The sequence below is a fragment of the Pseudomonas sp. PNPG3 genome (assembly GCF_023093815.1).
In the GTDB taxonomy this organism is placed as follows: domain Bacteria; phylum Pseudomonadota; class Gammaproteobacteria; order Pseudomonadales; family Pseudomonadaceae; genus Aquipseudomonas; species Aquipseudomonas asiatica.
On the sequence record NZ_JALLKV010000007.1, the window covers coordinates 57,198 to 82,838 of the forward strand.

Here is a 25,641-nt window from a genome sequence, read left to right on the forward strand (position 1 = left end):
GCGCAAAGCTGAAGGTCACCGCAATACCTGTGGGAGCGGGTTCACCCGCGAAGAAGACCACACGGTGCCTGGCACCGGCTTCGCCGGTGTTCGCGGCTAAAGCCGCTCCCACAGGGATTGCGCAAAGCTGAAGGTCACCGCAATACCTGTGGGAGCGGGTTCACCCGCGAAGAAGACCACACGGTGCCTGGCACCGGCTTCGCCGGTGTTCGCGGCTAAAGCCGCTCCCACAGGGATTGCGCAAAGCTGAAGGTCACCGCAATACCTGTGGGAGCGGGTTCACCCGCGAAGAAGACCACACGGTGCCTGGCACCGGCTTCGCCGGTGTTCGCGGCTAAAGCCGCTCCCACAGGGATTGCGCAAAGCTGAAGGTCACCGCAATACCTGTGGGAGCGGGTTCACCCGCGAAGAAAGCCACACGGTACATGGCACCGGCTTCGCCGGTGTTCGCGGGCACGCCCGCTCCCACAGGTTCCGTGCCAGCTTTTCAATGCAGTGCAGGCTCGAAAGCTGCGCCAGCACATGCGTTCGCTGTTTCAGGATCCCATTCTGCGTCATACTCGGCAGACCTATTGCCCGGTTCTCGCCATGCGTTCACTGCTCCCCGTCACCCTGGTCCTGCTGCTCGCCGCCTGCGGCGATGGCGAATCGCTGCTCCCGCCGGACGCACGCCTGCCTGACGGTGGGCGGTACCGGGGGCAGGTGGTCGATGGCCTGTTGCAAGGCGAGGGCCGGATCGACTACCCCAACGGCAGCTGGTACGCCGGTACCTTCAAGGACGGCCAATGGCACGGCCAGGGCGAATGGCACGGCCGCAACGGCGAGGTGTATCGCGGCCAGTTCGCCGCAGGGCTGTTCCAGGGGCTGGGCGAGCTGACCACCCCGGGCAGCCACTATGCCGGCACCTTCAGCCACGGCCGCCGCGACGGCGAAGGCACCCTCAAGCAAGCCGACCAGACCTACCGCGGCCAGTTCAAGGACGACCTGTACGAAGGTGCCGGCGAGCTGGAACTGGCCGACGGCAGCCGCTACCAGGGCCTGTTCGCCAAGGGCAAGCCCAACGGCGCCGGGGTGCGCAGCGATGCCAGCGGCAACCAGTTCAGCGGCCACTTCATCAATGGCCAGCTGGAGGGCAGCGGCACCTACGACAGCGTTGACGGCGAGCAGTACATCGGCGAGTTCAAGGACAACCGCCTGGAAGGCCGTGGCCGCTACGAAAATGCCGATGGTGATGTGTGGATCGGCGAATTCAAGGACGGCTCGCTGGTTGGCGAAGGCGAACTGCTGGGCAGCGATGGCAGCCACTACAAAGGCACCTTCGCCGACTGGCGCCTGTCGGGCCAGGGCAGCCTGCAGCTGGCCGACGGCAGCAAGTATATCGGTGGCTTTCTCAACGATGCCTACCACGGCCAGGGCCGGCTGATCCTGGCCAACGGCAAGGTCGAAAGTGGCACCTGGAGCAACGGCGTGCGCGTACGGGACCAGAACGGCAAGCTGCTGCCCGACCCTCTGGACCTGGCGCTGCTCAACCAGGGCCGTTTGCTGGATGAAGCGCTGGCCCGGGTACCGCGCTCGGCGCCACCAGTTCAGCTATACAGCCTGGTGGTGGCCGGCGATGGCCAGCAGAGCGTGTTCATGCGCGAAGCCGACTATGTCAGCAACATGCTCAAGGTGCGTTTTGGCGCCAGTGGCCAGGTGACCCTGATCAACCACCGCGACCACATGACCACCCGAGCCATGGCCACACGCGAAAACCTGACCCGCGCCGCCCGCACCCTGGCCGAGCGCAGCGGCCCCGAAGACCTGGTGTTCATCTATCTCACCAGTCATGGCAGCCAGGACCATCAGCTGGTACTCGACCAACCGCGCCTGCAGCTGGCCGATCTGTCTGCCGACGAGCTGGCGAGCGCGCTGGCACCGCTGAAGAACCGCGACAAGGTGATTGTCATATCCGCCTGCTATTCAGGGGGCTACATCACGCCGCTCAAAGATGAGCGCACGCTGATCATGACCGCCGCCCGTGCCGACCGCGTGTCTTTCGGTTGCTCGGAAGAAGCCGATTTCACCTATTTCGGCGATGCCCTGTTCGCTGAAGCGCTGAACCAGACCGACGACCTGAAACAGGCGTTTGAACTGGCGCGCGCCAGCGTTGCCGAAAGAGAACAAAGGGAAGGTTTCGAGGCCTCCGAACCGCAGCTGTGGGCGCCGCCGAAGGTGCTTGAGCACTGGCAGCACCTGCGCCGGCAACAGGCCGAAGAAGCATTGCGTAACGCCGCACAGGCCAACGCGGGGGAACAGGCGCAAACGCCCGGCAGCCACTAAGCTTGTGTGTAACAAGGGAGAGACATCATGTATTTGACGCCTCAGCATGTCCTGCTTGCCGGTGCCACGGGTCTGACAGGTGAACACCTGCTTGACCGTCTGCTCAACGAGCCCACCATCACTCGCGTACTGGCGCCTACCCGCCGGCCATTGGCCGAGCACCCGCACCTGGAAAACCCGGTAGGCGACCCGGCTGTGTTCCTTCCACAACTGGGTGGGCGGGTCGATATCGCCTATTGCTGCCTGGGCACCACGCTGAAGCAGGCCGGTTCCGAATCGGCCTTCCGCGCGGTGGACCTGGACATGGTGGTGGCTTTCAGCAAGCGTGCCCGGGAGTTGGGCGCGCGGCATCTGCTGGTGGTCAGTGCATTGGGCGCCGACCCGAAATCGTCGATTTTCTACAACCGGGTCAAGGGTGAGATGGAGGAGGCACTCAAGGCTCAGGATTGGCCGCAGCTGACCATCGTGCGGCCGTCGTTGCTGCTGGGTGAGCGGGTCGAGCCGCGGCTCGGCGAACAGTTGGCTTCGCCGTTTGCCAGGCTGATACCCGGGAAGTATCGGGGGATCGAGGCTTGTACCTTGGCCCGGGCGCTGTGGCGGCTGGCGCTGGAGGAAGAGGACGGGGTGCGGATTGTGGAGTCGGATGAGTTGCGCAGGTTGGGCAAGAAGTAGGCTTTACCTGGCAGGGCCTCTTCGCGGGTAAACCCGCTCCCACAGGATTTGCACCGATTTCAGACCTGGTGCAGTACCTGTGGGAGCGGGTTTACCCGCGAAAGGGCCCTTACAGGCCACCAGTGGCCTGGAAGCCTACACCGGCCGCTGTCAGCAACGACAACGGCAGCAACAAGGTATCCAGCAACATGCTCCCCGGCAGGTCCAGCCCCGGATACGCTGGCGCCTCAGCCCCGTAACGATCCCGCGGGCAGCACCCGCCATTGATCACATACAAGTCCAGCCGGGTACCGGCATACACCACCGGTGCTCCGGGCTTGTTGGCATCCAGCGTGCGCACCGTGGCGCAGCCACCAAGCAGCACCAGCGCCATCAAACCCGCTAGCGCTCGCTTCAATCATCCACCCCGAAGTGGTGCTCGCCCCAGCGCGGCAACATGTCCTGAGGAATGTTCAGCAGGTTGAGAATGCGCGCCACCACGAAGTCGACCAGGTCGTCGATGGTCTGCGGCTGGTGATAAAAGCCCGGCGCCGCCGGCAGGATCACCGCGCCCATCTGCGACAGCTTGAGCATGTTCTCCAGGTGGATGGTGGAGAACGGCGCCTCGCGCGGCACCAGGATCAGCTGGCGACGCTCCTTGAGGGTAACGTCGGCAGCACGTTCGATCAGGTTGTTGCAGGCACCGGTGGCAATCGCCGACAGCGTGCCAGTGGAACAGGGCACCACTACCATTGCCGCCGGGGCGCCGGAGCCCGAGGCCACCGGCGACATCCAGTCTTCCTTGCCATACACGCGGATCTGCCCGTCGGCAGCGCCGGTATATTCGGTGAGGAAAGCCTGCATCGCCTGTGGCTTGGCCGGCAGCACCACGTCCGTCTCGGTGGCCATCACCAGTTGCGCGGCCTTGGAGATCAGGAAGTGCACCTCGCGGTCCTCACGCACCAGGCAGTCGAGCAGGCGCAGGCCATACTGGGCACCAGAGGCGCCCGTCATGGCCAGGGTGATGCGTTCCGGCCCGCTCACTTCAGTGCCTCGGCCAGCTTGCCGTGCAGGCCGCCGAAGCCGCCGTTGCTCATGATCACTACATGGGTACCCGCGCGGGCCTGCCCCTTGACCCGCTCGATGATCGCTTCGAGGCTGTCGGCCACCACGCTGGGCACTTTGCATTGCGCGGCGGTGGCAGCCAGGTCCCAGCCAAGGTTGGCCGGGGCGTACCAGATCACCTGGTCGGCGTCGTTGACGCTTTCCGGCAGGCCGTCACGGTGGGCACCGAGCTTCATCGAGTTGGAGCGCGGCTCGATCACGGCGATCACCGGGGCTTCGCCAACGCGCTTGCGCAGGCCGTCCAGGGTGGTGGCGATGGCGGTCGGGTGGTGGGCGAAGTCATCGTAGATGGTCACGCCCTGCACTTCGGCAACCTTCTCCATACGCCGCTTGACGCTCTTGAAGGCGCTCAGGCCTTCGATGCCCATGGCGGGCACCACGCCTACATGGCGCGCCGCTGCCAGGGTAGCCAGGGCGTTGGCGACGTTGTGCTGGCCAGTCAGCGCCCAGTCCACCACGCCCTGCGCTTCGCCGTCGAACAGCACTTCGAAGCGCGAGCCGTCGGGGCTGAGCAGACGGGCTTGCCACTGGCCACCTTCGCCGGTGGTCTGCACCGGGGTCCAGCAACCCATGCCGATCACTCGCTCCAGCGCCTGCTCGGTGGTGGGGTGGATGACCAGGCCTTCGCTGGGAATGGTGCGCACCAGGTGGTGGAACTGCCGCTCGATCGAGGCCAGGTCGGGGAAGATGTCCGCATGGTCGAACTCGAGGTTGTTGAGGATCGCCGTGCGCGGGTGGTAGTGGACGAACTTCGAGCGCTTGTCGAAGAAGGCACTGTCGTACTCGTCGGCTTCGACCACGAAGAACGGCGTATCGCCCAGGCGCGCCGACACCGAGAAGTTCTGCGGCACACCGCCAATCAGGAAGCCCGGGCTCATGCCAGCGTGTTCCAGCACCCAGGCCAGCATGCTGCTGGTAGTGGTCTTGCCGTGGGTACCGGCAACGGCCAGCACCCAGCGGCCCTGCAACACGTGGTCGGCCAGCCACTGCGGGCCGGAAACATAGGGCAGGCCCTTGTTCAGCACGTACTCCACCGCCGGGTTGCCACGCGACATGGCGTTGCCGATGACCACCAAGTCTGGCGCCGGGTCCAGCTGGGCCGGGTCATAGCCTTGGGTCAGCTCGATGCCCTGGGCTTCAAGCTGGGTGCTCATCGGGGGATAGACGTTGGCGTCCGAGCCGGTGACGCGGTGGCCAAGTTCCTTGGCCAGCACCGCCAGCGAGCCCATGAAAGTGCCGCAAATACCGAGAATGTGAATATGCATGGTCGACCTCGCAAAACATCGAGGCAGGGTAGCCCAGGGCGCGACAAATCGCACCAGATGTTTCGCTCAGTCGGCTCTGGTGATGCCGTGTTTGCGCAGTTTTCGATACAAGGTATTGCGGCTGATGCCCAAGTGCTCGGCGACACGGGTGAGGTGCCAGTGTTTTGCATCTAGCGTCTCCAACAATGCTTGCCGCTCCGCATCCTGTAGGAGCGGCCTTGTGTCGCGATCGGGCTGCGACGCAGCCCCTGCAGATTGGTCGGCGCTGCTGAGACCCTGGGGCCGCTCTGCGGCCCTTTCGCGACACAAGGCCGCTCCTACAGGGACGGTGCTGTTGCGGAGAATGGTGGGCAGATCCGGGAACGCGATGCGGGAGTCTTCGCAAAGTGCCACCAGGGTACGCAGCACGTTGCGCATCTGCCGCACGTTGCCCGGCCAGGCGAAGTCGAGCAGTGCCTGCCGCGCCCTGGGCTCGATATCGATCGGTTCTCCCTGCGCCTCCTGACGCAGCAGAAAGTCCAGCAACTGCGCCTTGTCACTGCGCTCGCGCACCGCAGGCAATGCCACTTCCAGACCATTCAGCCGGTAATACAGGTCCTCGCGGAAACTGCCCTGCTCCACCCGTTCCAGCAAGTCACGGTGAGTAGCGCTGACAATGCGCACGTCGACCGCCTGCGGCTCACCACCGATCGGCACCACCTGGCGCTCCTCCAGCACGCGCAGCAGGCGGGTTTGCAGGGCCAGTGGCATGTCGCCAATCTCGTCCAGCAGCAAGGTGCCGCCATCGGCCTGCAGCAGCTTGCCGCGCATGCCTTCCTTGCGTGCACCAGTAAAGCTGCCGCCGCGATAGCCGAACAGTTCGCTCTCGATCAGGCTTTCCGGGATCGAGGCGCAGTTGATGGCGACGAACGGCTTGCCGCGCCGCTCGCTGGCCTGGTGCACGGCCTGGGCGAAGGCCTCCTTGCCGCAGCCGGTCTCGCCGCGCAGCAACAGCGGCACATCGCGCTCGAACACCCGCACGCTGCGGCGGAAGTCGTTTTGCAAGGCGGGGTCGAGCAGGCAGATAAGCGGCTCCACTTCCCGCGTGGGCCGCGGCTGGGCGGCTGGTACCGACCACACCGGTGCGCGCGCCTGGCCACGCAGGCTGGCGAACACTTGGCGCCCGTCCAGGGTATGCAGCGGCCACGCCGTGCTGCTGCCAGGCGTGGCGCGGCTGAACAGTTCGTCGTGGCTGCAAGCGAAGAAGCGTTCCAGCGGTTTGCCCAGCACGCCACCACGCACCGTGCCCAGCAGGTTCAGCGCGCTCTGGTTGGCGGCGCAGATGCGCCCGTCACCGTCGAACGCCAGCAGGCCTTCGCTGAACAGGCCGACCGACTCGGCCTGCAGGTGAAAACGCAGCAGCCATTGCTGTTCGAAATGGCGCAGGAAGTAGCAGCTTTCGATCATCTTCGCCGACAGGTTGACCAAAGCCATGGTGTGGAACTGGCTCTGCCGGGAAACGTCGGGCCGCGCCGAAGACACATCCAGCACTGCCAGCAACTCGCCATGCGGGTCGAACACCGGGCTGGCCGAGCAGGTCAGGCCGGTGTGGCGACCGCGGAAGTGCTCGTTCTGGTGAATGGTCAGCGCCTGGCGCTCGACCAGGCAGGTGCCGATGCCGTTGGTGCCCTCGCGCGCCTCGCTCCAGTCAGCGCCCAGCCACAGCCCGGCACGCTCGAAGCTGCGCCGCTCGGTCGGCGCGCTGACGCAATTGAGGATCACCCCACGGGCATCGGTCAGCAGCACCGCATGGCCGGCCCCGGAAAGCTGCTGGTGCAGGCTGTTCATTTCATGGTCGGCAATCTGCAGCACCTGGCGCAGGCGCTCGCGGCTTTCCAGCAAGCGCCCATGCTCGAGCACCACCGGGGCCTCGATCACCGACGGGTCGAGGTGGTAGTCCTCCAGGCAGCGTAGCCAGGAGCGGGCGATGGACGGGTCACTGCCACCCTCCCCGGCCCCACCATGGGCGACGGTATGGACTTGCTGGGCATGGCGACTGAAATGATTGCTCTGCATTGTTGTAGTTCTCCGCAGATAGAGAGTCCCGCCAGCATCCTCCACCCGGGAAGGCTTTGCAATGCACCCTCCGGTTACGTGTCGCAAATGGCACAAAGTGTCACCCCCGCGCGTACCGGCGCTGGCACAGAGATCGTGGGCCCGGCCCAAAGGACCGAGCCAAGTCATTGATTTACCTGGCGCTCGAAACGCTGGCCCAACCTTTGCTCTACGCTTTCCAACTCCCTAACAAACACAATAGCCAGGAGACACACCATGCGTTACGCACATCCCGGTACCGAAGGCGCGAAGGTTTCCTTCAAGAGCCGCTACGGCAACTACATCGGTGGTGAGTTCGTTCCTCCGGTAAAGGGGCAGTACTTCGAAAATACCTCCCCGGTGAATGGCAAGCTGATCGCTGAATTCCCTCGCTCCACTGCCGAAGACATCGACAAAGCCCTGGATGCCGCCCACGCTGCAGCCGACGCCTGGGGCCGCACTTCAGTGCAGGACCGCTCCAACGTTCTGCTGAAGATCGCCGACCGTATCGAGCAGAACCTCGAACTGCTGGCCATTACCGAAACCTGGGACAACGGCAAGCCGATCCGCGAAACCCTCAATGCCGACATTCCGCTGGCGGTCGACCACTTCCGCTACTTCGCTGGCTGCATCCGCGCCCAGGAAGGCGGCGCCGCGGAAATCAACGAAGGTACCGTGGCCTACCACATCCATGAGCCACTGGGCGTGGTCGGGCAGATCATCCCGTGGAACTTCCCGATCCTGATGGCCGCCTGGAAGCTCGCCCCGGCCCTGGCCGCCGGCAACTGCGTGGTGCTCAAGCCGGCCGAACAGACCCCGCTGGGCATCACCGTGCTGCTGGAAGTGATCGGTGACCTGCTGCCAAAAGGCGTGCTCAACGTGGTGCAAGGCTATGGCCGCGAAGCCGGTGAAGCACTGGCCACCAGCAAGCGCATCGCCAAGATCGCCTTCACCGGCTCGACCCCGGTTGGCTCGCACATCATGAAATGCGCCGCCGAGAACATCATCCCGTCCACCGTCGAACTGGGCGGCAAGTCGCCGAACGTGTATTTCGAAGACATCATGCAAGCCGAGCCAAGCTTCATCGAGAAGGCGGCCGAAGGCATGGTGCTGGCGTTCTTCAACCAGGGCGAGGTATGCACCTGCCCGTCACGGGCACTGGTACAGGAGTCGATCTACCCGCAGTTCATGGAAGTGGTGATGAAGAAGGTGCTGCAGATCAAGCGCGGCGACCCGCTGGACACCGACACCATGGTCGGAGCGCAGGCCTCGCAACAGCAGTTCGAGAAGATCCTGTCGTATCTGGACATCGCCCAGAAGGAAGGCGCCGAGTTGCTGACCGGCGGCAAGGTCGAAAAACTGGAAGGCTCGCTGGCCACCGGTTACTACATCCAGCCGACCCTGCTCAAGGGCAACAACAAGATGCGCGTGTTCCAGGAAGAAATCTTCGGCCCGGTGGTCAGCGTCACCACCTTCAAGGACGAAGCCGAAGCCCTGGCGATCGCCAACGACACCGAGTTCGGCCTGGGTGCCGGCGTGTGGACCCGCGACATCAACCGTGCCTACCGCATGGGCCGTGGGATCAAGGCTGGCCGCGTGTGGACCAACTGCTACCACCTGTACCCGGCGCATGCCGCGTTCGGTGGCTACAAGAAGTCGGGGGTCGGGCGTGAGACGCACAAGATGATGCTCGACCACTATCAGCAGACCAAGAACCTGCTGGTGAGCTACGACATCAATCCGTTGGGCTTCTTCTAAACCGCGTCGCCTTCTTCGCGGGTAAACCCGCTCCCACAGGTACTGCGCTTGCTTAAGGCGCTGTACACCCCCTGTAGGAGCGGGTTCACCCGCGAAGAGGCCAGGCCTGCATATACAAAACCCAGAGCGGTAACCGTGCACCAACGCTCTGGCTCGCTTCCTGCAGTACCCATCACCATCGGCCCGGAACCCGTCCGGCCACCAAGAAAAACAACAGGTGAATCTATGCCAAGCGATCATTCCGCCGGCTCGCCGGCAGGCTCTTCCGTCGACTTCGAAAAAGTCGGCTCGGACTATTTCCAGCAACGTGAACTGAAAAAAGGTGCCGCCGGCTGGGTCCTGCTGGTCGGCCTGGGCGTGGCCTACGTCATCTCCGGCGACTATGCCGGCTGGAACTTCGGCCTGGCCCAGGGCGGCTGGGGCGGCATGTTCCTCGCCACCCTGCTGATGGCCACCATGTACCTGTGCATGTGCTTCTCGCTGGCCGAACTGTCGTCGATGATCCCCACCGCAGGCGGCGGCTACGGCTTTGCCCGCAGCGCATTCGGCCCCTGGGGCGGCTTCCTCACCGGCACGGCGATCCTCATCGAGTACGCTATCGCCCCCGCCGCCATCGCGGTGTTCATCGGCGCCTACTGCCAGTCACTGTTCGGCATCGGCGGCTGGATGATCTACCTGGCGTTCTACATCGTGTTCATCGGCATCCACATCTTTGGCGTGGGTGAGGCGTTGAAGCTGATGTTCATCATCACCGCCATCGCAGCCATCGCTCTGGCCGTGTTCCTAGTGAGCATGGTGCCCCATTTTGATGCAGCCAACCTGTTCGACATCGCCAAAACGGACGCTGTGGGCGCCAGCAGCTTCCTGCCGTTCGGCTATGTCGGCGTGTGGGCGGCCATCCCCTATGCCATCTGGTTCTTCCTTGCCGTAGAGGGCGTGCCGCTGGCTGCCGAAGAAACCAAGAACCCCAAGCGTGACCTGCCACGCGGCCTGATCGGCGCCATGCTGGTGTTGCTGGCCTTCGCCCTGCTGATCCTGGTGGTCGGCCCCGGCGGCGCAGGCTCCGAAGCACTGAAAGCGTCCGGCAACCCGCTGGTAGAAGCCTTGTCCAAGGCCTACGGCGGTAGCACCTGGATGGGCGGTTTCGTCAACCTGGTCGGCCTGGCCGGGCTGATCGCCAGCTTCTTCTCGATCATCTACGCCTACTCCCGGCAGATCTTCGCCCTGTCCCGCGCCGGTTATCTGCCGCGCAAGCTGTCGGAAACCAACAAGAGCAAGGCCCCGGTACTGGCCTTGATCATCCCCGGGATCATCGGCTTTGCCCTGTCGCTGACCGGCCAGGGTGACCTGCTGATCCTGGTGGCGGTGTTCGGCGCTACCCTGTCGTACGTGCTGATGATGGCCGCGCACATCACCCTGCGCATCCGTCGACCGAAGATGGAGCGCCCATACCGCACCCCTGGTGGCATCTTCACCTCGGGCCTGGCACTGGTACTGGCGTGCATCGCTGTGGTCGCCGGTTTCCTGGTAGACCCACGGGTGGTGATTGGCGCCGCAGTGATCTATGCGGTATTAATTGCCTACTTTGCTTTCTACAGCCGCCACCACCTGGTCGCGGGTACACCGGAAGAGGAATTCGCCGCGATCCAGAAAGCCGAAGAGGCCCTGCACTGATCGCCGCCACCCGCCGCGGGGCAACCCGCGGCTCTGGAGACTCTGTATGGCAAGTTTCGTACACACGGTCGGCCACCTGGTCTACCGCTTCGACAGCCTCAAGGAAGTGATGGCCAAGGCCAGCCCCGCCCGCTCGGGGGACTACCTGGCGGGCGTGGCGGCCAGCAATGATGGCGAACGGGTCGCCGCGCAGATGGCCCTGGCCAATATCCCGCTGACGCATTTCCTCAACGAAGCGCTGATCCCTTACGAAGATGATGAAGTCACGCGCCTGATCATCGACACTCACGACGCCCAGGCCTTCGCCCCGGTCAGCCACCTGACCGTGGGTGGCCTGCGCGACTGGCTGCTGAGCGAAGAGGCCAACGAGGACAGCCTGCGCAGCCTGGCACCCGGGCTGACGCCGGAAATGGCCGCAGCGGTGTCGAAGATCATGCGCGTGCAGGACCTGGTGCTGGTGGCACAGAAGATCCGCGTGGTCACCCGGTTCCGTGGCACCATGGGCCTGCGCGGGCGCCTGTCGACCCGGCTGCAGCCCAACCACCCGACCGACGAGCCAGCCGGCATCGCCGCCAGCATTCTCGACGGCCTGCTGTACGGCAACGGCGACGCCATGATCGGCATCAACCCGGCCACCGACAGCATCGCCTCGATCTGCGCCCTGCTGGAGATGCTCGACGCCATCATCCAGCGCTACGACATCCCCACCCAGGCCTGCGTGCTGACCCACGTCACCACCTCGATCGAGGCGATCAACCGTGGCGTGCCACTGGACCTGGTGTTCCAATCCATCGCCGGCACCGAGGCGGCCAACGCCGGGTTCGGCATCAACCTGAACGTGCTGCAGGAAGGCTACGAAGCGGGCCTTTCGCTGAAACGCGGCACCCTCGGGCAGAACCTGATGTACTTCGAAACCGGACAGGGCAGCGCGCTGTCGGCCAACGCCCACCACGGCGTCGACCAGCAGACCTGTGAGACCCGCGCCTATGCCGTGGCCCGCCACTTCAAACCGTTCCTGGTCAACACCGTGGTCGGTTTCATCGGCCCCGAATACCTGTACAACGGCAAGCAGATCATCCGCGCCGGCCTCGAAGACCACTTCTGCGGCAAGCTGCTGGGAGTGCCGATGGGTTGCGACATCTGCTACACCAACCACGCCGAAGCCGACCAGGACGACATGGACACCCTGCTGACCCTGCTGGGCGTGGCCGGGATCAACTTCATCATGGGTATCCCAGGCTCCGACGACATCATGCTCAACTACCAGACCACCTCGTTCCACGACGCGCTGTACGCGCGCCAGACCCTGGGCCTTAAGCCTGGGCCGGAATTCGAGGCATGGCTGGCCCGCACCGGCATCTTCACCCAGGCCGATGGCCGGGTGCGCTTCGGTGACAACCTGCCGCCGGCCTTCCGCCAGGCCTTGGCACAGCTTGCATAGGGATGACCATGGACCACCGCACGCCTACCCCCGAAAACCCCTGGCTGGCCCTGCGCAACCTGACCCCGGCGCGCATTGCCCTGGGCCGGACCGGCACCAGCCTGCCGACCGGTGCGCAGCTGGACTTCCAGTTTGCCCACGCCCAGGCCCGCGACGCCGTGCACCTGGCCTTCGACCATGCCGGCCTGGCTACCCAGCTGAGTGACCGCGGGCGCGAAAGCCTGGTGCTGCACAGCGCCGCCAGCGACCGCAACCAGTACCTGCAACGCCCGGACCTGGGCCGACGGCTGAACGAAGATTCGGTTGCCGCGCTGCGCCAGCATGCCCAGGCCAACCCCGGCGGGGTCGACCTGGCCATCGTCGTCGCTGACGGCCTCTCGGCACTGGCCGTGCACCGCCACACCCTGCCGTTCCTGGCGCGCTTCGAGGAACAGGCCGCCGCCGACGGCTGGACCAGCGCCCCGGTGGTGCTGGTGCAGCAGGGCCGCGTGGCAGTGGCCGACGAGGTCGGTGAACTGCTGGGCGCACGGATGACCGTGATGCTGATCGGCGAACGCCCGGGGCTCAGCTCGCCCGACAGCCTTGGCCTGTACTTCACCTATGCGCCAAAGGTCGGCCTGACCGATGCCTACCGCAACTGCATTTCCAACATCCGCCTGGAAGGCCTGAGTTATGGCATGGCGGCGCACCGCTTGCTGTACTTGATGCGCGAAGCCTGCCGGCGCCAGCTTTCCGGGGTGAATCTGAAGGACGAGGCCGAGGTCCATAGCCTGGAGAGCGAAAACAGCACCGGCCAGAAAGGTAACTTCCTGCTCGGCAAAGGATAAAAAACATGTCACGGAAGGCGGATTGCACTTGCGCCAAGCATTGGGCAGCATGCCTTTGAAAGCTGCTGGCAATCCGCTGTTTCCCCTAATGGACTCTGAGGGCCGCACATGCGCATCATCAAGGCAACCCTGGAACACCTCGATCTGCTTACGCCGATGTTCGTCAAATACCGCGAGTTCTATGGGCAGCTACCCTACCCCGACAGTTCGCGCAGCTTCCTGGAAAAGCGCCTGAAGCGGGATGAGTCGGTGATCTACCTGGCGCTACCCGATGATGATGACGGCAAGCTGCTGGGCTTCTGCCAGCTGTACCCGAGCTACTCGTCGCTGTCGCTGAAGCGGGTATGGATTCTCAACGATATCTACGTGGCCGAGGACTCGCGGCGCATGCTGGTGGCCGACCACCTGATGCGCGAGGCGAAGAAAATGGCCAAGGAAACCAACGCCGTGCGCATGCGGGTGTCGACCAGTGCGGACAATGAGGTAGCGCACAAGACTTACGAATCCATCGGGTTTCGTGAGGATAACGAGTTCAAGAGCTATATCCTGCCGATCAGCCAGGATTGACCTGCACCGGCCTTTTCGCGGGTAAACCCGCTCCCACAGGCATAGCGGCACATCTGAAGTCGGTGCTGTACCTGTGGGAGCGGGTTTACCCGCGAAGAGGCCGGTACAGGAGTACCCCTGCCGTAACCCCCCGCTACAAACTCCCCGGGCATGATCCTGACTTAGCCGTATAATGGCCCACCTGTCGTGTGTGAAAATTTACCCATCCGCAGGTAACCGAGCCTACGCCCAAGAACACAGGTGCTGTACATGGATTTCAACCCGCTGGACCTTATCCTGCATCTCGATGCCTACCTCGATCTGCTGGTCACCAACTACGGTCCCTGGATCTACGCCATCCTCTTCACCGTGATCTTCTGTGAAACCGGGCTGGTGGTCATGCCCTTCCTGCCTGGCGATTCGCTGCTGTTCATTGCCGGCGCCGTGGCCGCCGGTGGCGGCATGGACCCGTTGCTGCTGGCCGGCCTGCTGATGGCCGCCGCGATCCTCGGCGACAGCACCAACTATGTGATCGGCCGCACGACGGGCGAGCGGTTGTTCAACAACCCCAACTCGAAGATCTTCCGTCGCGACTACCTGCAGCGTACCCACGACTTCTATGAACGCCACGGCGGCAAGACCGTGACCATGGCGCGCTTCCTGCCCATCCTGCGCACCTTTGCGCCGTTCGTCGCCGGCATCGCCCACATGCACTACCCGCGCTTCCTCGGTTTCAGCGTCGCCGGTTCGCTACTGTGGGTCGGCGGCCTGGTGACACTGGGCTACTTCTTCGGCAACGTGCCATTCATCAAACAGCACCTGTCGCTGATGGTGGTGGGCATCATCATCCTGTCGCTGGTACCGATGATCCTCGGCCTGCTGCGTGGCCGTCTGGGCCGCACGGCCAAAGCGCACTGAAACTTGCCGATGTGGTCGTTCAGCGCCTGGCGGCGCAAGCGCACCCTGGCGCGCTATCCCATCACCCCCCAGCAATGGCAGGCCGTGCGCGAGCGCCTGCCAATGCTGGACGGCATCACTGACGAAGAGGATCGCTGGCTGCGTGAAGCCTGCATCCTGTTCCTGCTCGACAAGCACCTCACCTGCCTGCCCGGCGTCGAGCCGGATGACGAGCAGCGCCTGTTGCTGGCGGCCCAGGCGCAATTGCCGCTGCTGCACCTGGGCGAGCTGAACTGGTACCAGGGTTTCCACGAAATCATCCTCTACCCAGACGATTTCAAGAGCCCCCAGCGCCACCGCGATGCCAGTGGCGTGGAGCACGTGTGGGACGGTGAGCACAGCGGCGAAGCCTGGCAGCAGGGCCCGATCATCCTCGCCTGGAGCGGCGTGCTGGCCAGTGGTGGCTGGGAGGCCTACAACCTGGTCATCCATGAACTGGCGCACAAGCTCGACATGCTCAATGGTGATGCCAACGGCCTGCCGCCGCTGCACAGCGGCATGCCCGTGGATGAATGGGCAACCGCCATGCAACAGGCCTATGACGACCTCAACCGCCAGCTGGACGCCAACCCCGACGCCGAAACCGCCATCGATCCATATGCCGCAGAGAACCCCGCAGAGTTCTTTGCCGTAACCAGCGAGTACTTCTTTAGTGCTCCCGACCTGCTGCAACAGGCTTATCCACAGGTCTACCGCCAGTTGTCGCTGTTCTACCGCCAAGACCCGCTGGCGCGCCTGTGCCGGCTGCAGGCCGAACACCCGGAATACCGCGAAAGCCACGCCTGACGGGGCCGCACATCAGGCCAGGCGTGGCATGCCCATGCAGAATGTGCCTATAATCGCCGCCACTTTTTTGGTCAAACACGGGGGCACTGCCCAATGAGCTACAGCAAGATTCCGGCGGGCAAAGACCTGCCGAACGACATCTACGTCGCCATCGAGATCCCGGCCAACCACGCGCCGATCAAATACGAGATCGACAAGGACAGCGATACCCTGTTCGTCGACCGTTTCATGGCTACCCCGATGTTCTACCCAGCCAACTACGGCTTCATCCCGAACACCCTGGCCGATGACGGTGATCCGTTGGACGTGCTGGTCGTTACCCCTTACCCGGTAGCCCCAGGTTCGGTTATCCGCGCCCGTCCGGTCGGCGTGCTGAACATGACCGACGACGGCGGCGGCGACGCCAAGGTCATCGCTGTTCCTCACGACAAGCTGTCGCAGCTGTATGTCGACGTGAAGGAATACACCGACCTGCCAGCCCTGCTGATCCAGCAGATCGAGCACTTCTTTGCCAACTACAAAGATCTCGAGAAGGGCAAGTGGGTCAAGATCGAAGGCTGGGAAGGCGCTGACGCCGCCCGCGCCGCGATCACCAAATCGGTTGCTGCCTACAAGGGCTGATGCCGGTTGCATGAAGAACCCCGCCTCGGCGGGGTTTTTTTATGCCTGATGGATGGCTGGTCGCCCTGGCACTGGATGACCTGCCTGCGCAGCACTTTTGTGGGAACAACTGTCTTGCTCAAATTCTAGATGCCGGCGCGATCCCTGTGGGAGCGGGCGTGCCCGCGAACACCGGCGCAGCCGGTGCCAGCCACCGCGTTGGCCTCTTCGCGGGCACGCCCGCTCCCACAGGAACCGCGCACTTGCCTGGGAGAGTAAAAAATCCTACGCAGTCCTACTCCAACGCCCTACAAACAGGCGCTTTTCACACAAGCCCCATCAACATCCGGTTCATATCCTTGCTGGCATCCCGCCGCTACACTCGCCGCCATGAACACATCCGGTGACAGACTCAAAGCCCTCCTCCACGAATGTGGCCTGACCTCTTCCGATTTCGCCGCCCAGCGCAGCGTCACGCCCCAGCACGTCAACAACTGGCTCAAGCGCGGCGTGCCCCTGGCCCGGCTGGACGAAATGGCGGACCTGTTCTGCGTGCATCGTCGCTGGTTGCGCACGGGCGAAGGCCCCAAACACCACAACCCGATCCTGCGCACCTGCCCACCGGGGCCGGCGCCCGCCAACCCGCCCACGCCGCTATCGGCGCAAGGCGGCCGTATATTGAAGGTGCCCTTTTACGAGTTGCACAACGGCCTGCTGTCGCCCGTGGCCGGCAAACACCTGTGCCTGCCCGCAAAAGCCCTGAAGGGGTTGGGAGTGCATGCCGACGACGCCATCTGCCTGGCCATGCCCGCCAGCAACATGACCCCGCTGATTCCGCTGCAAGCTACCCTGGCCATCGACCTGGGCATGACCCAGGTGGTCGAGGGCGAAACCTATGCCCTGCTGCACAACGGCGTGCTCAGGGTTAACAACCTCAGCCTCGGCCAGCACGGCACGCTGTACCTGCACAGCCATGATCGGCGCAACTATGCGGTCGAACGCTACACCGCCGCCCAGCGCCAGACACAAGGCCTGAAGATCCTGGGCTGGGTGTTCCACTGGTCGCATTTCCGCCAGCAACGGCCCGACTGAAACAAACCTGTGCCATTTTTTGCTGGGCATCCTGCGCGCGCCCTTGTATGCTACGCCCCACATTCAGCCCCGACCGGCGCAAGCCGCGGTCCAGAGGGCTCGGCGATATCCCACACGGGCATCTGCCATCTCTTTCAGGCCCTTGATGGCCACACAGTTAAGGCGATTGCGGCTTACCATAAATTAGTCGGAAGCGTCCCCGAGAAGCCGGCCACAAGCCGGCTTTTTAATGCCCGAGTAAAAGCCACTCCCACCCTTTGCAGACTGTTGCAGGCTTCCCGGACACTGGCGTTGCAGCCAGACCATAGGGTTCGCCAGTACATCCAGTCAGAAGCTGACAAAAAAGTAATCTGAAGCTCAGCCAGATGACAGCGCAGGTCCGCTAGCGTGAATGATGATTGTGGGCCTCTCGTCCCACGGGCTGGGCATTCAACCGCTGAATGCCAGCGACTTCACGACTGACTGGACGCAACGGCATGCAAAGCAAAACCACCAGACGCTCCTTCGTCAAAGGCCTTGCCGCTACCGGACTGCTTGGCGGGCTTGGCATGTGGCGCGCGCCGGTCTGGGCCGTGACCAGCCCGGGCCAACCGAGTGTGCTGAGCGGCACCGACTTCGATCTCTACATCGGTGAGCTGCCGGTCAACATTACCGGCGCTGCGCGCACAGCGATGGCCATCAACGGCTCCATTCCCGGGCCCATCCTGCGCTGGCGCGAAGGCGATACCGTCACGCTGCGTGTGCGCAACCGCTTGCAGCAGGACACCTCCATCCATTGGCACGGCATCATCCTGCCGGCGAACATGGACGGCGTGCCGGGCCTGAGCTTCCATGGCATCGCCCCCGACGGCATGTATGAGTACAAGTTCAAGGTCCAGCAGAACGGCACCTACTGGTACCACAGCCACTCCGGTTTCCAGGAGCAGGTCGGGGTGTATGGCGCCCTGGTCATCGACGCGAAAGAGCCTGAGCCGTTCACCTATGACCGGGACTACGTGGTCATGCTCAGCGACTGGACGGATGAAGACCCTGCACGGGTGCTGTCCAAGCTCAAGAAGCAGTCCGACTACTACAACTACCACAAGCGCACGGTGGGCGATTTCGTCAACGATGTGAGCGAAATGGGCTGGTCCGCCGCGGTAGCCGACCGCAAGATGTGGGCCGAGATGAAAATGAGCCCCACCGATCTCGCTGACGTGAGCGGCTACACCTACACCTACCTGATGAACGGCCAGGCCCCCGACGGTAACTGGACGGGCGTGTTCAAGCCGGGCGAGAAAATCCGCCTGCGCTTCATCAACGGCTCGGCCATGACGTATTTCGATGTGCGAATTCCCGGCCTGAAGATGACGGTTGTCGCGGCGGATGGGCAGCATGTCAAACCCGTTGCGGTCGACGAGTTCCGCATTGCCGTTGCCGAAACCTACGATGTCATCGTCGAACCCGAAAGCGAGCAGGCTTACACCATTTTCGCCCAATCCATGGACCGTACCGGGTATTCCAGGGGCACCCTGGCGGTTCGCGAGGGCTTGCAGGCCCCTGTTCCCGCTGTCGATCCACGGCCGACCATTTCCATGAGCGATATGGGCATGGACCATGGCGGTATGGGCGGCATGGATCACGGCAGCATGGCCGGCATGGACGACGGTGACATGGCTGGCATGGACCACGGCAGCATGGACCATGGCAGCATGGCCGGCATGGACCATGGCGAAATGGCTGGTACCAGCGCGCCCATGCAGAGCCACCCAGAGTCCGAGACCAACAACCCCCTGGTCGACATGCAAACGATGACCCCGACGCCAAAACTGGGCGATCCGGGCATCGGCCTGCGTGACAACGGCCGCCGTGTGCTGACCTATGCCGACCTGCGCAGCACCTTCCCGGACCCGGACGGCCGCGCGCCTGGTCGCACAATCGAGTTGCACCTAACCGGCCACATGGAAAAGTTCGCCTGGTCCTTCGACGGCATCAAGTTTTCCGATGCCGAGCCACTGCGCCTCAAGTATGGCGAGCGCCTGCGCATCACCCTGGTCAACGACACCATGATGACTCACCCCATCCACCTGCATGGCATGTGGAGCGACCTGGAGGATGAGAACGGCAACTTCATGGTGCGCAAACACACGATCGACATGCCGCCTGGCTCAAAACGAAGCTATCGCGTCACGGCAGATGCCTTGGGGCGCTGGGCCTATCACTGTCACCTGCTGTTCCACATGGAAATGGGCATGTTCCGCGAAGTCCGCGTGGACGAATGAACTGGAGATCCGAGATGAGCAAACCAATGAAACGAAGCGCGTTTTTCCTCTCTGCTGCGATAGCCGGCCTGTTTGCAGTTTATGCCCCGGCATCCTGGTCCGACGGCAACGATCAGCAGTCTGCCGATGCCAAGGAAGCCAGGAGTGCCCAAGGCATGGACCATGGTGCGATGAAGGGCATGGACCATGGCGCCATGAAAGGGATGGATCACAGCTCGATGAAAGGTATGAACCATGACGCCATGAAGGGTATGGACCATGGTTCGATGCAGGGCATGGACCACGGCAAGATGATGGAATCCCATGGCAGTAACAAAGCCAAGGCAGGGAAAGATGCTCAATAGCCTGGCACGACCATCGCTGCTGGCACTGACCGTTACGCTGGGGGCGCTGGGCGCTGCGCCCAGCTTCGCCGCTGAAGAAATGGACCATTCGATGATGGACCACGGCGAGATGGATCATGGCAGCATGCAGGGCATGGACCATGGCGCGATGAATCATGGAGCTATGAATCATGAGGCTATGGACCATTCGACAATGAACCAAGGCTCGGCGGATACACCGACAACAAGCCGTACCCCGATCCCGGTCCTGACCGACGCCGACCGCCAGGCAGCCTTCCCCCCATTGGGTGGGCATCAGATGCACGACAGTGCTATCAACAGCTTCTTCCTGCTGGATCAGCTCGAGTACCAAGATGCGAATGAAGGCAGCACGCTGGCCTGGGATGCTTCTGGCTGGGTAGGCGGCGATATCAACCGGCTGTGGATCCGCTCCGAAGGTGAACGCACCAACGGTGTCACCGAGGATGCCGAATTGCAGCTGCTGTACGGCCGCGCGATCAACCCATGGTGGGATTTGGTTGCCGGGGTGCGCCAGGACTTCAAGCCTGAATCTCCCCAGACCTGGGCGGCGTTCGGTATCCAGGGCATGGCGCTCTACGACTTCGAAGCCGAAGCCACCGCGTTCATTGGCGAGAACGGCCAGACTGCCGCTCGCCTGGAAGGCGACTACGACATTCTGCTGACCAACCGCCTGATCCTGCAGCCGACCGCTGAAGCCAATTTCTATGGCAAGAACGACCCTGGGCGCGGTGTGGGTTCCGGCCTGGCAAATACCGAAGTCGGGCTGCGCCTGCGCTATGAAATTGTCCGCCAGTTCGCCCCCTACATCGGCATCACCTGGAGCCGCTCCTACGGCAAAACCGCCGATTTCGTCCGCGACGACGGTGGTGATGTGGATGAAGCGCGTTTCGTGGCCGGTATCCGCATGTGGTTTTGAGAACCAGACATGAAAAGAACAATAACAACGCTTGTTGCAGCAGGCGCAGTGGCCAGCGTGGCCGTGCTGGGTGCTGCGTACTCCGGCCTGGTCAATGTGGGAGCCGATGATCCCCATTTCCCCGCCGTGCATGCCTTTCTGGCCATGGCACGCGACCGCTCGATCGCAGTACGGGCCAGGGACATCGAGGTGCCAGACCTGAAAGATGAAGCGCTGATTCGTACCGGCGCCGGTAACTACAATGCCATGTGCATCGGTTGCCACCTTGCCCCTGGCGTCGAGAAGACCGAGCTCAGCCAGGCTCTGTATCCATCACCCCCCAACCTGACCATAAGCGGGATCGGTAGCGACCCCGCTGCGGCGTTCTGGATCATCAAGCACGGCATCAAGGCCTCCGGCATGCCGGCCTGGGGCAAGAGCATGGGCGATGAATACATCTGGGGCATCGTCGCCTTCCTGGATCAGCTACCCCAGTTGAACGCCCAGCAGTACAAAACGATGGTCGCGGCCAGTGGCGGCCACCAGCATGGTGGTGGCGAAAGTGAAATGCACAACCATGAAGGCCAGCACCGCGGCAACGTGCCTGGCCACCATGGTGAGCAGGCCTCGGGCGCAAGCCAGCATGATGAGGGGCATTCAAAGGCCCATACTCATCGCGATGGCAAGCAGCACATGCATAAAGACTGAAGGCAGCTCGGCACTGCCTTCAGTTGCCACGCAGGGTACGCAGCACGCGATCCGCCAATGCCAGGCAACTGGTCAAACCCGGTGACTCGATGCCAAACAGGTTCACCAACCCCGGCACACCATGCTCGGCGGGCGTACTGATGACGAAGTCTGCCGCCGGGTCCTGCGGGCCGCTGATCTTCGGGCGGATGCCGCTGTAGGCCGGTTGCAGGCTGGCGTCTGGCAGGTTGGGCCAATAGCGCCGTACTGCAGCGTAGAAGCTGTCGCCGCGTCGGGGGTCTACCGGGTAGTCGATATTTTCCACCCACTCCACATCCGGGCCGAAGCGCGCCTGGCCGCCCAGGTCGAGGGTCATGTGCACGCCCAGGCCGGCGTGCTCCGGTGCGGGGTACACCAGGTGCCGAAATGGCGCGCGACCGCTCAGGCTGAAATAGCTGCCTTTGCATAGATAGGCCTTGGGCACATGGGCCGGATCGAGGCCGGTGATGTGCCCAGCGACTTCAACTGCCGATAACCCGGCGCAGTTGACCAGCCGCTGGCAGGTCAGGCTCATCGGCTCGGCACCGCCCATGTCCAGGCTGAAACCGGCCTCGATCACCCGCGCGGCAAGCAGTGGGGTATGCAGTACCAAGGTGGCGCCTGCGGCCTCGGCGTCACCCAGCAGGGCGAGCATCAAACCGTGGGAGTCGATGATGCCGGTGGACGGCGACCACAGCGCGGCGACACATGACAGCGCCGGCTCCAACTCACGCGCCTGGTCGGCGTCGAGCCATTGCAGGTCATCGACACCATTGCGCCGGCCCTGCTCCAGCAGGCGCTGCAAGCCTTCGACCTGGGCCGCATCGGTGGCGACGATCAGTTTGCCGAGGCGTTGGTATTCAACGCCCCGACTGTCGCAATAGGCATACAGGCGTTGCTTGCCCTCGACACACAACTGCGCCTTCAGGCTGCCGTCGGGGTAATACAGGCCGGCGTGGATCACCTCGGAGTTGCGCGAGCTGACCCCGACGCCAATGCCCTCGCCCGCCTCCACCACCAGCACTTCATGGCCAGCCTGGGCCAAGGCGCGCGCCACCGCCAGGCCGACCACGCCGGCCCCGACCACCACACACTCGATATCAACGCTCACCTGCACCTCGCTTGTCGAAAGGCTTGACTGGCCTGTATCACCTCAGGCGCCACTCTAATCAAGCAGGCCAACAGGTGTATACCGACAGGCGTTGAAACTGCCACGGCGAACGCTCATCACTGTCCCATGCCCAGCTCGGCATCATCCATCAGGCCGGTGATGGTCAGTTCTCGGACATAGCCCATCAACTCTCAGGACTGCTCGCGGGCGTCTCTGCACAGAATGCCGGGCTCGATGCGAAACAGTGGGTGGGTGCCATGTTCGCCTTGGTAGAACGTGGTCTTGCCGACAGTGAATTGGGTGTCTTCTGTGGTCATTTTTGAATCCCCTGAGAATTCTCGACTGCCTGGACGGGCCCTTTCGCGGGTAAACCCGCTCCTACATGGACCACCGATCGTTGTAGGAGCGGGTTTACCCGCGAAAAGGCCGACCCAGACAACACATCACTCAAGCCTCAGTGCAAAGTCCGAGGCTGAGCGGGCAGCAGCATGGCCTGATGCACAACGGTCGCCGCGCACAGCGCGTAGTCCGTGGCCCGGATCAGGGTGTCTTCAAGGGAATGAATATCGTGGGGTGGATCGGGGACAATCTTAAGCATGGTGAGGTTCTCAGTTGATTGGCTAGAACCGCCACTCATTACTTGCAGTGTGATGGGTGGCGGCCACGTACAGGTCTGCAAGACCGGCAGAGAACGAAACCGGCAGGTTCGAAAACCTCCCGTACGCAGCCACCCTCAAGCGCGCGCAATGGCATGCCATTGGGGCGCCAGGAAGCTATTTCAGAAATGGCCTACGCGCAACGGAAAAAATCTGATTATCAGAAGTCATACCGCGGCTCGAATGAAGGGATATCTCGGTAAACCCGTCAGCCCTTCACACACACCACCTGCCGCAAGGTGTGCACCACCTCCACCAAGTCCTGCTGCGCGCGCATCACCGCATCGATGTCCTTGTAGGCCATGGGGATCTCGTCGATCACCTCCTTGTCCTTGCGGCATTCCACATGCGCCGTGGCCCGCCGCTGGTCTTCCACGGTGAAGCGGCTCTTGGCCTTGGTCCGGCTCATCACCCGGCCGGCACCATGGCTGCAGGAACAGAACGATTCCTCGTTGCCCAGCCCTCGCACGATGAAGCTCTTGGCCCCCATCGAGCCGGGAATGATGCCCAACTGCCCTTTCTGCGCCGACACCGCCCCCTTGCGCGTCACCAGCACCTCTCGGCCAAAATGCTGCTCGCGCTGCACATAGTTATGGTGGCAGTTCACCGCTTCCAGGCTGGCCTCGAACGGTTTGCCGAGCGCCTTGCGAGCCGCACCGACCACCGCCAGCATCATCAGCTCGCGGTTCTGCCTGGCGTAGTCCTGCGCCCACTCCACCGCTTCAACGTAGTCGGCGAAATGGCGGCTGCCTTCCTCGAAATACGCCAGGTCCTTGTCCGGCAAATTGGCCAGGTGCTGGCGCATGTCGGCCTGGGCCAGTTCGATGAACAGGTTGCCGATGGCATTGCCCACGCCCCGGGAGCCGCTGTGCAGCATGAACCAGACGCGGTCGGCCTCGTCCAGGCACACCTCGATGAAGTGGTTGCCGCCGCCCAGCGTCCCCAGGTGATGGCGGTTATTGGTCTTCTCCAGGCGCGGGTACTTGTCGGTGATGGCCTTGAAGCGCCCGGCCAACGGCCCCCAGGCCTTGTCCGCCTTGGCCGGCACATCGGCCCAGGCGCCCTGGTCACGTTTGCCGAAGGTCTTGCCATGCGGCACGGCGTGCTCGATGGCATTGCGCAGGCCATGCAGGTTGTCCGGCAAGTCACGGGCGTGCAGCGACGTGCGCGCGGCGATCATTCCGCAGCCGATATCCACACCCACCGCGGCGGGAATGATCGCGCCAACCGTGGGGATCACACTGCCGATGGTCGAGCCTTTGCCCAGATGCACGTCCGGCATCACAGCCAGGTGCTTGAAGATGAACGGCATCCTGGCCGTGTTGAGCAGTTGCTTGCGGGCGTCGTCTTCCACCGGTACGCCGTCGGTCCACAACTTGACCGGCTTGCCGCCGGCGACCTGGAGAATGTCCATGGGGTTGTTCCTCGAATGCATAGCCGAATGATACCGCCAAAGGTCGTAGAGCCGTGGGTTGCCAGCGAGATGGCAATGTGCTGTATGCTTGGCGGGTCTTCAGGGCGGGGTGAAAGTCCCCACCGGCGGTAAATCGAAAGATGAGCCCGCGAGCGCCCCGGCCATGTCGGGGGTCAGCAGATCTGGTGAGACTCCAGAGCCGACGGTCATAGTCCGGATGAAAGAAGGCGTCAGGCAGGGGCCATCCGGGCGTCCCTGCGCGCGCATTTTGTTCGCCCCGAGACGTTCATCGATCATTCACGAGGAGCGTTTCATGTCCACCAAGCACCACCCGCAATTCCCCAATGTCAGCGCCGCCATCGCCGCCTTCCGGGCCGGGCGCCCTGTGCTGCTGCTCGACGACGACGACCGCGAGGACGAAGCGGACATCATCGCCGCCGCCGAGAACATCTCGCTGCAGACCATGGCCATGATGATTCGCGATTGCAGCGGCATCGTCTGCCTGTGCCTGGACGAGGCCACCGTCGACGAACTGCAACTGGCACCCATGGTGCAGAACAACCAGGCACGCCATGGCACCGGCTTCACCGTCACCATCGAGGCGGCGGAAGGCATCACCACCGGGGTGTCCGCCCAGGACCGCATCACCACCATTGGCGCGGCATTGCGCTCTACTGCGGACCAGCGCCATATCGTCAGCCCGGGGCATGTATTCCCGCTGCGCGCCCGCAATGGTGGGGTGCTGACCCGCCGTGGCCACACCGAAGGCTCGGTGGACCTGGCACGCCTGGCCGGGTTGCGCCCGGCGGCAGTGCTGTGCGAACTGATGAACCCCGATGGCACGATGGCCCGTGGCGAGCAGGTGGCGGTGTATGCGCGGCAATACAATCTGCCGGTGCTGACCATCGAGGAACTGGCGCGGTACCGTGAGGCCATGCTGGAGCTGGAAGCAGAGCCAGCCTGATCCACCGCACGGGGCCGCTTTGCGGCCCATTCGCGGGTAAACCCGCTCCCACAGGGACCGCGCAGACTCGGAACCGGTGCAGTACCTGTGGGAGCGGGTTTACCCGCGAAGAGGCCGGCAAGTGCAACCTCA

At 63.4% G+C, this 25,641-nt stretch carries 23 protein-coding genes and 1 riboswitch; of the genes, 16 read left to right on the forward strand and 7 right to left on the reverse strand.

Annotation, left to right across the window (positions count from 1 at the left end; translation table 11 throughout):
* Positions 1–588 precede the first annotated feature (588 nt).
* Both MJ643_RS07190 and MJ643_RS07195 read left to right on the forward strand, forming a co-directional pair.
* Positions 589–2,322: a C13 family peptidase gene (locus MJ643_RS07190; protein ID WP_024086191.1), complete on the forward strand. Its 1,734-nt coding sequence runs from the start codon at positions 589–591 to the stop codon at positions 2,320–2,322.
* Between the two features lie 27 nt (positions 2,323–2,349).
* On the forward strand, positions 2,350–2,994 hold the full coding sequence (locus MJ643_RS07195; RefSeq protein ID WP_013970700.1) for an oxidoreductase: 645 nt from the start codon (positions 2,350–2,352) through the stop codon (positions 2,992–2,994).
* A gap of 109 nt (positions 2,995–3,103) precedes the next feature.
* Here MJ643_RS07195 and MJ643_RS07200 read toward each other — a convergent pair whose 3' ends face one another.
* The 4 genes from MJ643_RS07200 to MJ643_RS07215 form a co-directional block, all read right to left on the reverse strand.
* Positions 3,104–3,391 (reverse strand): YceK/YidQ family lipoprotein, encoded by a 288-nt coding sequence (locus MJ643_RS07200; protein WP_013970699.1) that lies wholly within the window; start codon positions 3,389–3,391, stop codon positions 3,104–3,106.
* Entirely contained in the window at positions 3,388–4,017 is a 630-nt protein-coding gene (gene ubiX, locus MJ643_RS07205) for a flavin prenyltransferase UbiX (RefSeq protein ID WP_013970698.1), read from the reverse strand. The genes MJ643_RS07200 and ubiX overlap by 4 nt, the downstream gene beginning before the upstream one ends.
* Positions 4,014–5,363, reverse strand: a complete 1,350-nt coding sequence (gene mpl, locus MJ643_RS07210; protein ID WP_024086190.1) for a UDP-N-acetylmuramate:L-alanyl-gamma-D-glutamyl-meso-diaminopimelate ligase — start codon at positions 5,361–5,363, stop codon at positions 4,014–4,016. The genes ubiX and mpl overlap by 4 nt, the downstream gene beginning before the upstream one ends.
* 66 nt (positions 5,364–5,429) lie before the next feature.
* The gene (locus MJ643_RS07215; protein WP_208209287.1) at positions 5,430–7,418 is read right to left on the reverse strand and encodes a sigma-54-dependent Fis family transcriptional regulator; all 1,989 of its coding nucleotides are present in this window, start codon (positions 7,416–7,418) and stop codon (positions 5,430–5,432) included.
* Positions 7,419–7,673: 255 nt separating this feature from the next.
* Here MJ643_RS07215 and MJ643_RS07220 point away from each other — a divergent pair, with 255 nt between their 5' ends.
* The 13 genes from MJ643_RS07220 (at position 7,674) to MJ643_RS07280 (ending at position 21,346) form a co-directional block, all read left to right on the forward strand.
* Positions 7,674–9,194: an aldehyde dehydrogenase family protein gene (locus MJ643_RS07220; protein ID WP_003257045.1), complete on the forward strand. Its 1,521-nt coding sequence runs from the start codon at positions 7,674–7,676 to the stop codon at positions 9,192–9,194.
* A 225-nt stretch (positions 9,195–9,419) separates the two neighbouring features.
* Entirely contained in the window at positions 9,420–10,868 is a 1,449-nt protein-coding gene (eat, locus tag MJ643_RS07225; RefSeq protein WP_013970695.1) for an ethanolamine permease, read from the forward strand.
* A gap of 46 nt (positions 10,869–10,914) precedes the next feature.
* Positions 10,915–12,309, forward strand: coding sequence for an ethanolamine ammonia-lyase subunit EutB (locus MJ643_RS07230; RefSeq protein ID WP_013970694.1), 1,395 nt, complete (start codon positions 10,915–10,917; stop codon positions 12,307–12,309).
* An 8-nt stretch (positions 12,310–12,317) separates the two neighbouring features.
* Positions 12,318–13,136: an ethanolamine ammonia-lyase subunit EutC gene (gene eutC / locus MJ643_RS07235; RefSeq protein ID WP_015268799.1), complete on the forward strand. Its 819-nt coding sequence runs from the start codon at positions 12,318–12,320 to the stop codon at positions 13,134–13,136.
* Positions 13,137–13,244: 108 nt separating this feature from the next.
* Complete coding sequence (locus tag MJ643_RS07240) at positions 13,245–13,703, forward strand: GNAT family N-acetyltransferase (protein ID WP_003257044.1); 459 nt, start codon at positions 13,245–13,247, stop codon at positions 13,701–13,703.
* A 249-nt stretch (positions 13,704–13,952) separates the two neighbouring features.
* Positions 13,953–14,600: a DedA family protein gene (locus MJ643_RS07245; protein WP_015268798.1), complete on the forward strand. Its 648-nt coding sequence runs from the start codon at positions 13,953–13,955 to the stop codon at positions 14,598–14,600.
* A gap of 9 nt (positions 14,601–14,609) precedes the next feature.
* Positions 14,610–15,425, forward strand: a complete 816-nt coding sequence (locus MJ643_RS07250) for a M90 family metallopeptidase (RefSeq protein ID WP_013970691.1) — start codon at positions 14,610–14,612, stop codon at positions 15,423–15,425.
* A 93-nt stretch (positions 15,426–15,518) separates the two neighbouring features.
* Positions 15,519–16,046: an inorganic diphosphatase gene (gene ppa, locus MJ643_RS07255; RefSeq protein WP_003255365.1), complete on the forward strand. Its 528-nt coding sequence runs from the start codon at positions 15,519–15,521 to the stop codon at positions 16,044–16,046.
* Between the two features lie 369 nt (positions 16,047–16,415).
* Positions 16,416–17,117, forward strand: a complete 702-nt coding sequence (locus MJ643_RS07260) for a helix-turn-helix transcriptional regulator (protein WP_013970690.1) — start codon at positions 16,416–16,418, stop codon at positions 17,115–17,117.
* Between the two features lie 476 nt (positions 17,118–17,593).
* Positions 17,594–19,378 (forward strand): copper resistance system multicopper oxidase, encoded by a 1,785-nt coding sequence (locus tag MJ643_RS07265; protein ID WP_013970689.1) that lies wholly within the window; start codon positions 17,594–17,596, stop codon positions 19,376–19,378.
* A 14-nt stretch (positions 19,379–19,392) separates the two neighbouring features.
* The gene (locus tag MJ643_RS07270) at positions 19,393–19,722 is read left to right on the forward strand and encodes a hypothetical protein (protein ID WP_013970688.1); all 330 of its coding nucleotides are present in this window, start codon (positions 19,393–19,395) and stop codon (positions 19,720–19,722) included.
* Positions 19,712–20,659, forward strand: a complete 948-nt coding sequence (locus MJ643_RS07275; RefSeq protein ID WP_023661459.1) for a copper resistance protein B — start codon at positions 19,712–19,714, stop codon at positions 20,657–20,659. Before MJ643_RS07270 ends, MJ643_RS07275 begins: the two co-directional genes overlap by 11 nt.
* Positions 20,660–20,668: 9 nt before the next feature.
* Positions 20,669–21,346 (forward strand): c-type cytochrome, encoded by a 678-nt coding sequence (locus tag MJ643_RS07280; protein ID WP_023661458.1) that lies wholly within the window; start codon positions 20,669–20,671, stop codon positions 21,344–21,346.
* Between the two features lie 19 nt (positions 21,347–21,365).
* Here the strand turns inward: MJ643_RS07280 and MJ643_RS07285 are convergent, their stop codons facing one another.
* From MJ643_RS07285 to MJ643_RS07290, 3 genes are all read right to left on the reverse strand, one after another.
* Positions 21,366–22,475 (reverse strand): NAD(P)/FAD-dependent oxidoreductase, encoded by a 1,110-nt coding sequence (locus MJ643_RS07285; RefSeq protein WP_031324558.1) that lies wholly within the window; start codon positions 22,473–22,475, stop codon positions 21,366–21,368.
* A gap of 191 nt (positions 22,476–22,666) precedes the next feature.
* Positions 22,667–22,792 carry a hypothetical protein gene (locus tag MJ643_RS31445; RefSeq protein ID WP_013970684.1) on the reverse strand — a complete coding sequence of 42 codons (126 nt, stop codon included), beginning with the start codon at positions 22,790–22,792 and terminating at the stop codon, positions 22,667–22,669.
* A 547-nt stretch (positions 22,793–23,339) separates the two neighbouring features.
* Positions 23,340–24,545: an RtcB family protein gene (locus MJ643_RS07290; protein ID WP_023661454.1), complete on the reverse strand. Its 1,206-nt coding sequence runs from the start codon at positions 24,543–24,545 to the stop codon at positions 23,340–23,342.
* A gap of 91 nt (positions 24,546–24,636) precedes the next feature.
* Positions 24,637–24,778, forward strand: a riboswitch (FMN riboswitch).
* Positions 24,779–24,858: 80 nt separating this feature from the next.
* Here MJ643_RS07290 and ribB point away from each other — a divergent pair.
* Complete coding sequence (gene ribB, locus MJ643_RS07295; protein ID WP_013970682.1) at positions 24,859–25,509, forward strand: 3,4-dihydroxy-2-butanone-4-phosphate synthase; 651 nt, start codon at positions 24,859–24,861, stop codon at positions 25,507–25,509.
* Positions 25,510–25,641: the final 132 nt, after the last annotated feature.